Annotated in this window: 9 protein-coding genes; 6 read left to right on the top strand and 3 right to left on the bottom strand. The window is 67.1% G+C overall.

Translation table 11 applies throughout. The features are described from left to right. Nucleotides 1-68 precede the first annotated feature (68 nt). The 4 genes from ACCD07_RS09910 (at nt 69) to ACCD07_RS09895 (ending at nt 5847) form a co-directional block, all read left to right on the top strand. Nucleotides 69-1988, top strand: a complete 1920-nt coding sequence (locus ACCD07_RS09910; RefSeq protein WP_413447234.1) for a thiamine pyrophosphate-binding protein — start codon at nt 69-71, stop codon at nt 1986-1988. A 10-nt stretch (nt 1989-1998) separates the two neighbouring features. Then, a complete protein-coding gene (locus ACCD07_RS09905) occupies nt 1999-2823 on the top strand; it encodes a citryl-CoA lyase (protein WP_413447233.1) in 825 nt (274 codons plus the stop codon). Next, a complete protein-coding gene (locus ACCD07_RS09900) occupies nt 2820-3647 on the top strand; it encodes a hypothetical protein (RefSeq protein ID WP_413447232.1) in 828 nt (275 codons plus the stop codon). The genes ACCD07_RS09905 and ACCD07_RS09900 overlap by 4 nt, the downstream gene beginning before the upstream one ends. A gap of 88 nt (nt 3648-3735) precedes the next feature. Continuing rightward, nucleotides 3736-5847 carry a TonB-dependent receptor plug domain-containing protein gene (locus ACCD07_RS09895; RefSeq protein WP_353398572.1) on the top strand — a complete coding sequence of 704 codons (2112 nt, stop codon included), beginning with the start codon at nt 3736-3738 and terminating at the stop codon, nt 5845-5847. A gap of 11 nt (nt 5848-5858) precedes the next feature. Here the strand turns inward: ACCD07_RS09895 and ACCD07_RS09890 are convergent, their stop codons facing one another. The 3 genes from ACCD07_RS09890 to ACCD07_RS09880 all read right to left on the bottom strand — a co-directional run bounded on the left by ACCD07_RS09890 (nt 5859) and on the right by ACCD07_RS09880 (nt 9903). Next, a complete protein-coding gene (locus ACCD07_RS09890) occupies nt 5859-6725 on the bottom strand; it encodes a type 1 glutamine amidotransferase domain-containing protein (protein ID WP_413447231.1) in 867 nt (288 codons plus the stop codon). A 28-nt stretch (nt 6726-6753) separates the two neighbouring features. Then, nucleotides 6754-8172, bottom strand: a complete 1419-nt coding sequence (locus tag ACCD07_RS09885) for a hypothetical protein (protein ID WP_413447230.1) — start codon at nt 8170-8172, stop codon at nt 6754-6756. Nucleotides 8173-8256: 84 nt separating this feature from the next. Continuing rightward, nucleotides 8257-9903: a methyl-accepting chemotaxis protein gene (locus tag ACCD07_RS09880; RefSeq protein WP_413447229.1), complete on the bottom strand. Its 1647-nt coding sequence runs from the start codon at nt 9901-9903 to the stop codon at nt 8257-8259. A gap of 196 nt (nt 9904-10099) precedes the next feature. Between ACCD07_RS09880 and ACCD07_RS09875 the strand changes: the two genes are divergently transcribed. Both ACCD07_RS09875 and ACCD07_RS09870 read left to right on the top strand, forming a co-directional pair. Continuing rightward, nucleotides 10100-11320 (top strand): SpoIIE family protein phosphatase, encoded by a 1221-nt coding sequence (locus ACCD07_RS09875; protein ID WP_413447228.1) that lies wholly within the window; start codon nt 10100-10102, stop codon nt 11318-11320. A 17-nt stretch (nt 11321-11337) separates the two neighbouring features. Next, the gene (locus ACCD07_RS09870) at nt 11338-11895 is read left to right on the top strand and encodes a SiaB family protein kinase (RefSeq protein ID WP_176650939.1); all 558 of its coding nucleotides are present in this window, start codon (nt 11338-11340) and stop codon (nt 11893-11895) included.

The raw sequence follows: 11895 nt of genomic DNA, 5'->3' as shown, positions 1-11895 counted from the left end.
TGTTGCCAGCCTGCTAGTTAAAATATCGGCTTAGCCCACAAGCCGCGTTGCCCATTTTAGGAACCGTAATGTTTGATAATGTCGAATTTGACCGACAGGAGCAGTCACGTCCTGTAGTTGCCACCGCCGCCGCCGCTAACGCTAACATCGCCATGGACATGGCCGACCTGCTGGTCGCCTACCTCGAACAGCTGGGGGTGGACTACATCTTCGGCGTGCCCGGCGGCGCCATCGAGCCGCTGTACAACGCCATCGCCCGCAACCAGCGCAACGGCGGCAACCTGAGCCAGATCGTTGCCCGCAACGAAGCCGGCGCCGCCTTCATGGCCGACGGCTATGCGCGCGAAACCGGCAAGCTCGGCGTGTGCATGTCCACCTCCGGCCCCGGCGCCACCAATATGCTGACCGCGGTCGCCACCTCGCACGCCAACGGCATCCCGGTGCTGGTCATCACGGCCCAGCCCAACCTGCCCTCGTTCGGCAAGACCGGCCTGCAGGAATCGTCGTGCACCGGCGTCGACGTGCTGGCCATGTTCAGCCACTGCACCCGCTACAACACCTTGGTGTCGCACCCGGACCAGCTGGAATGGAAGCTGGTCACCGCCCTGCAGCACGCCAGCCACAACACGCCGGGGCCGGTCCACCTGAGCGTGCCGTCGGACGTGTTCCGCGCGCCGAGCAAGCAGCGCACGCCGAGCTACGACCTGGCGGCGCTGCAAAGCCCGGCCGGCCTGATCGACCACGCGGCGATCGACAAGCTGCGCGCGCTGCTGGCCAAGGCGCGCAACGTGGTGATGCTGATCGGCGGCGGTTGCGGCGATTCCATCCATTCCATCCTGCAGTTCGCCGACCTCGAAGGCGCCACCTTCATCGCCACCACCGACGGCAAGGGCCTGGTCAATCCGCGCCATCCGCTGTATCGCGGCACCTTCGGCTTCGGCGGCCACGCCACGGCCGACGCCGCGTTGCGCGATCCATCGGTCGACCTGATCCTGGCGGCCGGCTGCAGCATGGGCGAATGGGACACCGGCGGCTGGAGCGACAGCCTGCTCAACAACCGCCTGGTCCACATCGGCAACACCGAGGAACACCTGGCGCGCACGCCGATGGCCGGCCTGCATGTGCGCGGCGCGCTGGCGGCCGTGTTCAACCGCCTGGTCGACGGCATCGTCGGCGACGAGCAGGCGCTGGCCGCGATGACGCCGGATCACGCCGCCACGCTGGGCAAGGCTTGCTACGCCCGCGCCCGCCGCATCGCCAAGCGCGAGCAAAGCAACGTGCAGTGGAATCCGGTGTCGATCATGGCCGACGAAACGGCCTTCGACAGCGACGCCGTGCCGATCAAGCCGCAGCGCCTGATGAAGGAGCTGGGCAGCCTGTTCCCGCACGGCACCCGCTTCCTGGCCGACGCCGGCAGCAGCGCGGCCTGGGCCATCCACTACCTGCAGCCTCGCGACCGCCGCCTGGGCGAACGCCGCACCGGCTGCGGCGACCGTCCGCGCGAACTGGGCAAGCGCCAGAGCACCGGCGGCTGGCTGCGCCTGACGTCGCACTTCGCGCCGATGGGCTGGGCCATCGGCGCGGCCGTCGGCACGGCGGCCGGCAATCCGACCGCGCCGGTGGTCTGCATCACCGGCGACGGCAGCATGCTGATGAGCGGCCAGGAGTTGTCGGTGGCGGTGGCCGAGCAGCAGTGCGTGATCTTCGTCATCCTGAACGACGCCGCGCTGGGCATGGTCAAGCACGGCCAGCGCCTCGGCGGCGGCGAGCAGATCGCCTTCGCGCTGCCGCAGACCGACTTCGCCGGGCTGGCGCGCGCGCTGGGCGGCCGCGGCCACACCATCCGCTCGGCGGCCGACCTGCAGGCGCTCGACATCAAGGCCATCTGCAACTACCCGGGCCCGACGCTGCTGGACGTGCAGATCGATCCGGACGCCATTCCGCCGATGGGCAGCCGCCTCAAGGTGCTGCTCAACGGCGGCGAATAAGGAGGCCGGCATGTCCACGCACGCAGCCCCCGCGCCCTCGCCCAAGGACTTGATCCACACCGGCATCTGGCAGGAAACGCCGGAAGCCGACAATCCCTACGCCGCCCGCACCGCGCGCTGCCGCGGCTACGACGTGCACGGCGAGATGGTCGGCCGGGCGCGCTGGGTGGACATGCTGTGGCTGCTGATGCGGCCCGAGCTGCCGGACGGCGCGGCATTGGACGTGCTCGAAGCGCTGGCCGTGGCGCTGGCCAATCCCGGCCCGCGCGACCCGTCGGTGCATGCCGCCATGTGCGCCGGCGTCGGCGGCTCGCCCGCCGCGTCCGCGCTGATCGCCGCGCTGGCCGTCGGCGCCGGCCGCAACGGCGGCGCGCGCGAAGTGCACGACGCCATGACCATGTGGCGCCGCTGCGGCCCCGACTTGGCCGCCTGGCAAGGTTATCTGGCCGCCAGCGCCGACGATCCGGTGGAAATCTTCCCCGAGCGCGCCCACGTGCCGGGTTTCGACCCGCACGGCGCCGGCACGCCCCTGCCGGTGCGCCAGCTGGCGGCCACGCTGGCGGGCTTGGGCGCGGGCCCCGGCACCAGCTGGCTGCATGCCAACCTGGACCAGGCCGCCGAGTCCATCGGCCTGCCGCTGTCCATCAGCGGCGTGACCGCCTGCGTGCTGCACGACCTGGGCTTCAGCCCCGACCAGGGCGAGATGCTGACCCTGCTGCTGCGCCTGCCCGGCGCGGCAGCCCACGCGCTGGAGCAACAGGCCGTCGGCTTCAAGCACTTTCCGTTCTACCGGCTGGAACTCGATCCCGCCGCCACGCCGGGGGAGCCGGCATGAGAGAGACGATGAACGACACGATGAGCGGACCGGAATCGCTGCGCCGGCACACCGGCGTGCTGCGCACCAGCGTGGGCGGCGCCTTCCCCGGCAGCCACGCTGTGTTCCGCGGCCATAACCTGCACCGCGACCTGCAGCAGCTGGAATGGGTGGCGCTGTACGCCTACGGCGTGACCGGCCGCCAGCTGCCGCCGGAACAGGTGGAGATGGTGCAGGCGCTGTGGGTCAGCACCAGCTATCCGGACGCGCGGCTGTGGAACAACCGCGTGGCGGCGCTGGCCGGCAACGCCCGCAGCAGCGCCAACCTCGGCATGATCGCCGGCGCGGCCGTGTCCGAGGCCACCGTCTACGGCGGCAACGCCGCGCTGCGTTCGATGCGCTTCCTGCAAACCACGCTGGCACGGGTGCGGGCCGGCGAAACGCTGGAAGATATCGTCTGGGCCGAGGCGGCGCAGCGCCGTATCTATGGCTACGGCCGCCCCATCAGCTCGATCGACGAGCGCATCCCGGTGGTCATGGCCGTCGCCGAACGGCTGGGCATGCGCCATGGCCCGCACCTGACGCTGGCCTTCGAGATCGAGAAAGTGTTGTTGACACGCTACCCGCAATTGCGCATGAATTTCGCGGCGCCGCATGCGGCGCTGGTGGCCGACATGGGCTTGTCCCTGCGCGAATACCAGCTGCTGCGGGTGCCGGTTTTCCTGGCCGGCATGGCTCCCTGCGTGGCCGAGGCGATGGAAAAGCCCGAGGGCACATTGTTCCCCACGCCATGCGAGGCGGTGGCCTACAACGGCCCGGCCGCCCGGCCCTGGATGCGCAGATAGCAACACGCAAGCAACTTGCGTGGCATTTTTGCCCAATACTGTGTTTCCTGCGGATACAATGGAAAAAAAATAGCCCCTTGGAGAATGGATGTTGAAGTCTTCCTATGCGTCCCATGTATTCCTGGCTGCCGCGCTGGCCTTGCCTTCAGTACAGGCCCTGGCCGGCCAGCCCACCACCGAAGAAGACGAACTGAACCTTGTCTACGGCAACAGCGACAGCGTCAGCATCGCCACCGGCAATTTGTTGGCCTTGCGGCGCGCGCCGGCGGTGGCCTCGGTCATCACGGCGGCCGATATCGCGGCCATGGGCGCCACCGACCTCGACCAGGTGCTGGAAAGCGTGCCTGGCATCCATGTCAACCACGGCCCGAACGGCAACAACCCCTTGTATGTGGTGCGCGGCATCGTCAGTTCCTACACGCCGCAGGTGCTGATGCTGCAAAACGGGGTTCCCATCACCACCGCCTTCATCGGCAACAAGGGCAACATCTGGGGCGGCTATCCGGTCGAGCATATCTCGCGCATCGAAATCATCCGTGGCCCCGGTTCGGCGCTGTACGGTTCGGACGCCTTCTCCGGCGTCATCAACATCATCACCAAGGGTTCGGCCGAGGCGCAGGGCACCGAAGTGGGTGCGCGCGCCGGCTCCTTCCACACCTACGACGGCTGGCTGCAGCACGGCGGCAAGCTGGGCCCGGTCGAGGTCGAGGCCTATGTGCGCATGGGCCAGACCGACGGTTTCTCCAGCGAAATCGGCGCCGACGCCCAGACCCGCAACGATACGCTGTTCAAGACCCACGCCAGCCTGGCGCCCGGCGGCCTGAACAACCAGGTCAAATCCATCGACGGCAACCTCGACCTGGTCTACGGCCAGTGGCGCGCCCGCTTCGGCTACAAGAAGCGCTACGACATGGGCACCGGCGCCGGCATCGCCGTGGCGCTCGATCCGGTCGGCCGCCAGCGCAGCGAACGCGTCACCAGCAACCTGAGCTGGACCGAACCGCTGGTCACGCGCGACTGGGGCATGGGGGCCAGCTTCAGCACCCAACAGTATGCGCAGGAAGTGCCGGTGTTGTACCAGCTGCTGCCGCCCGGCGCCGCCTTCCCGACCGGGACCTTCCCCAACGGCATGATCGGCGCGCCGGAAACCTGGGAGCGCACCTACCGGCTGTCCGGCTATGCGGACTACAGCGGCCTGCACGATCATCATGTGCGCATCGGCGTCGGCCATGACGACATCGACCTGTACCGCACCCGCGAATACCGCAACTTCAACTACGCGGCCAACGGCACGCCGATTCCGCTGCCGGCGGTGATAGAGACCACCTACACCACGCCATTCCTGCGGCCGCAGCGGCGCAGAATCGATTACCTGTATCTACAGGATGAATGGAATCTGGCCCAGGACTGGAACCTGACGGCCGGCGTGCGCCACGACCACTATTCAGACTTCGGCGGCACCACCAATCCGCGCCTGGCGCTGGTGTGGGACGCCAGCTTCGACCTGACCGCCAAGCTGCTGTATGGCCGCGCCTTCCGCGCGCCATCGTTCTCGGAAAGCTACGGCATCACCAATCCGGTCGCGCTGGGCAATCCCAACCTGAAGCCGGAACGCAACGCGACCACCGAGCTGGCCTTCGCCTGGCAGGCGCGCACCGACGCCACCGTCAACCTGACCTTCTATCACTACGATATGAAGAACATCATCCGCGTGGTGCCGAACGCCACGCCGGGCACCGGCGGCACCTACGCCAACACCGGCAATCAGAGCGGCCACGGCCTTGAACTGGAATCGAACTGGACGGTCACGCGCGACCTGCGCCTGTCGGGCAACTACGCCTGGCAGCGCTCGACTGACCAGACCACCCACGCCGATGCGGGCTACGCGCCGCACCACCATCTGTACGGCCGCGCCGATTGGGTGTTCGCCAGCGGCTACCAGGCAGGCTCGCAGCTGAACTGGGTGGCGGGACGCCGGCGCGCCTTCGGCGACCTGCGCACGCCGATCGCCGACTACACCACGCTGGACCTGACGCTGGCCACCCGCAACGGCCGCAACCAATGGAATTTCTCGGCCGCGCTGCGCAACGTTTTCAACGCCGACGTGCGCGAGCCGAGTCCGGCGCCAGGCCTGCAACTGCCGTACGACCTGCCGATGGCGCCGCGCTCGCTCTCGATCCAGGCCTCGTACAAGATGTAAGCGCGGCGGCGCTACTCCGCCAGCAGCTGCGCAAACTGGCGGGCGAACGCATGCACGTCGCCCGGCCAGCGCGCCGACAGGTAGTTGCCGTCGCGGACCACCCAGGACGCGCGGTCGTCGCCAGGGGTGTCGCGCGCCATGCCGGAGGTCTTCAGCAAATAATGCGGCGTGCCCGGCGGGACGTCGACGAAGTCATCGGCGGACGCCAGCGCGCGCCGCACCTCCTGCTCAACACTCCAGTAGCCTGCGGGCTCGCCCTTGTCCTCGCCGTAAGTGCGGTAATAGCCGGGGTCCCAGAAGCGGGCCAGGAAGCGCGTGACATTCCACGCGCTGCGCTCCAGTTTCCACGTCAGCGCGGTGGTCTTGCGGCCGTACAGCACCGAGCGCCGGGTCAGCGGCGACACCGAACGCGCCGCCAGCAGCACTCCGTGGCAAACCGCCGCCACCGGCTTGCCGCTGTCGAAAAATCCGGCAACCAGCGCTTGCAAAGTCAGGTCTTCCAGATAGGGCCGCATGCCCCTGGCATGGCCGCCCGGCAGCAGCAGCGCGTCGTAGTCGGCCACGCCGACGTCCCGGAACCGCTTCGGCCGCAGGAACTCCGCATCCTGTTCCAGCGCAGCATAGGCCTGGCGGCCGTCGCGGTTGGCCCGCAGCATCAGGCCGATCAGGCGCAGCTTGCGCAGGCCGGGCAGCCAACCCCACGGATCCAGGCCCACGCCGCTGATCATCCTCGGATCGGCATGGCCGCGCGTGCCGTCGACGGTGGCGAACTCGATCCGGTGGCCGGCATCGCGCAAAATGCGCCAACTGAGCGCGACCTCGGTCGGATCAAAGTCATGCAGTGGAATCGGAATCAGGATGCGGGAGGATTTATTCATAGCCCCCATTCTAGCAACGACACAACCGTCACAGTGTGCGCAGGAAGGCCACCAGGTCGGACTTCTCCTGCGTATTCAGGTGCGTTTCCAGCACCAGGTTGAAGAATTCCACCGTGTCCTCCAGGGTCAGCAGCCTGCCGTCGTGCAGATAGGGCGGCGATTCCTTGATGCCGCGTAGCTGGAGGGTCTTGATCGGGCCGTCGCCGACCGCCTTGATGCCGTTGATGGTCTGCGGCTTGAAGAAGCGCTCGATCCTCAGATTGTGCATCAGGTTATCCGAAAAATACGGCGGCGCATGGCAGCTGACGCATTGCCCCTTGCCGTTGAAGACGGCCTGCCCGCGCAGCTCGGCCGCCGTGGCCAGCCTGGGGTCGAGCTTGCCGGTCACCGTCAGCTTGGGCGCCGGCGGGAAATCCAGCAGCTCCTGGAATTCCGCCATGAAGTGCACCTGGCTGCCGCGCTCCAGCGGATTGACGCCCTTCTTGGTGGCGATCACCGGATCGCCGTCGAAATACGCCGCGCGTTGCTCGAACTCGGTGAAATCCTCCACCGTCTTCAGCGCCCGCTGCGAGCCGAACAGCCGCTGCACGTTCACGCCGCGCAGGCTGGGCGTATCGATGCGGTGGCGCAATTCCTGCGGCCTGGCATCGCCGGCCAGGTGCGTGGCGCCGTTGCTGTGGCCGTTCGCGTGGCAATCGAAACAGGTCACGCCCCGGCTGGGCCGCTCGGTGCGCCGGTCCTCGGTCTGGTTGAACTGCTGCTGAGGGAACGGCGTCAGCAGCAGGCGCAGGCCTTCCAGCTGCTTGGGATTGAGCACGCCGTTGAACATCTGGTGGAAGTTGTCGATGGTCAGCAGCTTGCCTTGCGAGACGTCGCCCATTTCCGGATGCGTGGTCAGGAAGATCGGCGCCGGGAACTCGGGCAGGAAATGGTCCGGCAGGTCGAAATCAAGGTCGAAGCGCTTCAGGGTGCGCGCCTCCTGGCGCTGGATCTCGTCGATCTCGAACTGCGGAAACAGCATGCCGCCTTCGGCCTGGTTGGGATGCGGCAGCGGCAGGAAGCCGGCCGGGAACAGGTTGCGCTCGCGGATCTCGTTCGGACTCAGCGCGGCCAGCTGCTCCCAGCTCAAGCCCCTGGGCAGGCGCACCCGCACGCCCTCCTGCACCGGTTTGCCGCGAAACATGGTCACGCCCGGCGCCGGCCGGTTGGCCAGGTCGTAGCGGGCCGCCAGCAGGTCGAGCTGGCGCTGCATGATGGCCGCGCGCGCCGCCCGCATGCGCGCCATCGTCACGGCGAAGTCCTCGGTGATGTCGACCTTGGCGTAGCTGGTCGGATGGCCCGGCGGCAGCGGCTGCGCCACCTGGGCCTGCACCGGCGGCAACGACGCGATCGCGATGGCGGCCGCAATCACGGCCGCCCCGCAGAGGAACGATTTCGGCGTTTTCATAACGGCCTCCTTTGGTTGAACGCATCGTTCATTAGATCAAAGGAGGTCGGCGCCGCCCTTGCGGCGGCGCAAGGCGCGACGGGGTCAGGCTGCGCGCGGCAGCGACTGGAGTTGCAGCGCCGGCCGCGCGGGGCGTTGCCGGCCGGCGGGCAAGCGGCTGACGCTGGCGCGGCTGTCCCACTGGTCGGCGTCGATCTTGAACGAACCGACCAGCTCGGCCAGCTCCCTGGCCTGCTCCTGCATGGCGTCGGCCGCGGCGGCGGCCTCCTCCACCAGCGCGGCGTTTTGCTGGGTGACGTCGTCCATGTCGCCGATGGCCGCGTTGACCAGCTCGATGCCGTGCTCCTGCTCGGCGCTGGCCGTGCTGATCGCCGACATGATGGTGGTCACCTTTTCCACGCTGGACACGATCTCGTCCATCGTCGCGCCGGCCGCCTGCGCCAGTTCGCTGCCGCTGGCGATGCGCTCGGCCGAATCGTTGATCAGCTTCTTGATTTCCTTGGCCGCGCCGGCCGAGCGCTGGGCCAGGTTGCGCACCTCGGACGCCACCACCGCGAAACCGCGCCCCTGCTCGCCGGCCCGGGCCGCTTCGACCGCCGCGTTCAGCGCCAGGATATTGGTCTGGAAGGCGATGCCGTCGATGACCGCGATGATGTCGACGATCTTGTGCGCGTAGTCATTGATGCTGTCCATGGTCGCCACCACCTCCGACACCACCTTGCCGCCCTTGCCCGCCACCGCCGAGGCCGACAGCGCCAGCTGGTTGGCCTGGCGCGCGTTGCCGCTGTTCTGCCGCACCGCCGACGTCAGTTCCACCATCGCCGATGCGGTTTCCTCCAGCGCGCCGGCCTGGTGCTCGGTGCGGCGCGACAAGTCCATATTGCCGATGGCGATCTCGCGCGATGCCGAATCGATGGCCACCGCGCCGTCGCGCACCCGGCCCACGGTGTCGGCCAGGCGGCTGGTCATATGGCTGAGCGCATCGAACAGCTGGCCGATCTCGTCGCTGCGGCCGTGCTGGATCGCCACGTGCAATTCGCCCGCCGCCACCTGCTCGGCCAAGGTCACCGCCTGCGTCAACGGCCGCACGATGCTGCGCGTCAGCAGCAGCGCCAGCACCGCGCCCAGTCCCAGGGTCGCCAGGCCGAGGCCGATCAGCAGCGCGCGGCTGCGCTGGAACTGGCTGGCCGACTGCTGCGCCAGCGCCTTCGCTTCCTGGCTCTGGTAGGACAGCAGCTTGCCCAGCGCGCCGGTATAGCCCTGGAACACGGCCGGCATCTTGTTGTCCAGCAGCTCGCCCACTTCCTGCACGCGGCCGCTGTCCTTCATCTTGAACAGTTCGGCGCGCAGGCCCAGGTAGGCCGACTTCTTGCCGGTCACCGCGCGCAGCAATGCGGCCTCGTCGGCGTCGGCCGGCATCGCCAGCAGCCTGGTTTCCATCGCCGCGGCGGCTTTCTCGCCGGCGGCCAGCTGCGCCTGGAAGATGTCGGCCACCTCCAGGCTGTCGCTGCGGGCGATTGAAATCGCCCGCAAGCCGTTCAGCTCGGTCATGCCCAGCAGGTCGGAGGTCAGCTGCTGCCTGGCCAGCTTGTCGTTGACCAGGTTGGACGCCGTGTCGTTGGCCGACTGCAGGCTCCACAGCGACACGCCGGACATGCAGGCCATCACCAACAGCAGGATGGCAAACGACGCCACCACGCGGGCGCCGGTATTCAGATTGGGAATTTTCATGGCATTCATATAAGAGAGGTGCACACAACACAAGATGAGGCTCAATATACTCACCAATTGTTACGGGGCCATTACCGTACGGAAACTAAATGTGCACAGACTGATAACATTCTTTTCTTTTGGTTAAGCTGTAATCAGGCGGTAATAATTTCCCGGTAGCATTGCCCGCATTGTTGTCATCCAAAGGTTACAGGTCATGGAGTTCAATGCCTCGCGTTTGCACCTGCCCCGATTCCGCCTCTCCATCGCCGCCGACCTGTGCGTGGAAACGGTGTCGGTGCCGTCCGACACCAGCAATTTCATGGTGCTGGAATTGTTCACCGAGCGCCGTGATCTGATGAGCCTGCCCGTGATCGATGGCGAGCGGCCGATCGGCCTGATCAGCCGCAACATCTTCATGTCGCAGATGTCCAAGCCCTTCTATCACGAGCTGTACGGCAAGAAGAGCTGCATCGCCTTCATGGACAAGGAACCGCTGATCGTCGACGCCGCCATGAGCATCGAGCAGCTGACCTTCCGCGCCGTCGAATCGGGCGAGAAGGCGCTGGCCGACGGCTTCATCGTCACCCGCGAAGGCAGCCTGGCCGGCGTCGGCTTCGGCCTGCAGCTGATGAACGTGGTGGCCAATATGCAGGCCGAGAAGAACCGCCAGATCATGCACAGCATCGACTACGCCAGCGTGATCCAGCGCTCGCTGCTGCGCCCCTCCGACCTGGCGCTGAACGAGGCGCTGGACGACGCCCACCTGGAATGGCAGCCGCGCGACGTCGTCGGCGGCGATTTCTATCACTTCGCCCGCTATCCGGACGGCTGGTTCGCCGCCATCGCCGACTGCACCGGCCACGGCGTGCCGGGCGCCTTCATGACCCTGATTTCATCGTCGACCCTGGCGCAGGCCTTGCAACAGCTGGGGCCCCGCGATCCGGCCGCGCTGATCGGCGAAGTCAATCGCGGCGTCAAGAGCATGCTGGGCCAGATCGAAAGCGGCGCCGCCGAATCCAACGACGGCATGGACGCCGCCTTCCTGTGGTTCGACAACGCCAGCCGCCGGCTGCATTTCGCCGGCGCCAAACTGGCGCTGTACCAGCTCGATCCCGACCAGCAGGCGGTGCAGACGGTGGACGGCGAGCGCATGGGCGTCGGCTACGTCGACACGCCGCTGGATCACAGCTGGACCAACAACACCATCGCCATCGCCGAAGGCAGCCTGCTGTTCCTGACCACGGACGGCCTGATCGACCAGATCGGCGGCAGCAAGGAGATCGCCTACGGCAAGCGCCGCATGCGCGACGTGCTGCTGGCCCAGCGCACCCAGTGCGCACGCCACGTCAGCCAGGCCATGCTGGACGACTACCAGGCCTGGCAGGGCGAGCAGCCGCGCCGCGACGACCTGACCTTTTTCTGTTTCCGCCCTTAGTCCATCAGGAGCACGATTTGCTGTACGAAGAATTCAACGATTTCTGGGACGTGGCCCGCAAGCGCCACATCATCTTTTTCTACGTGGGCTATTTTTCGCAGCACGTGGTGGCGGCCATTTCCGAAACCATCAAGGCGCGCCTGGACACGGCCGGCGCGGCCGGGCCGACGCGCCGCCGCATCTTCTCTTCCTTCGTCGAAATGTCGCAGAACATCATGCACTACTCGTCGGACACCTTGACGCCGCATAAGCAGAGCGACAACCAGATGCGCCGCGGCTCGTTCTGCATCGGCATGAAGGACGACAGCTTCTTCCTGCTGTGCGCCAATCCGGTCGCCAGCGCCAACGTGGGGCTGATCCGCGACCGCCTCGAACCGCTGCACACGATGACCATGGACGAGATCAAGTCCGCCTATAAAAAAGCGCTGCGCGACGAAACGCCGGCCGACAGCAAGGGCGCCGGCCTGGGCTTCCTGACCATGGCGCGCGACGCCAGCGAACCGCTGGAGTTCGAGTTCGTCCAGGAAGCGCACAACCCCGGCACCACGGTGTTCTGCATCAAAGCGATAATCTAG

The organism is Duganella sp. Dugasp56, from assembly GCF_047304105.1.
GTDB classification, from domain to species: domain Bacteria; phylum Pseudomonadota; class Gammaproteobacteria; order Burkholderiales; family Burkholderiaceae_D; genus Rugamonas; species Rugamonas hordei.
This window is presented reverse-complemented; position numbering and strand designations above follow the sequence as displayed.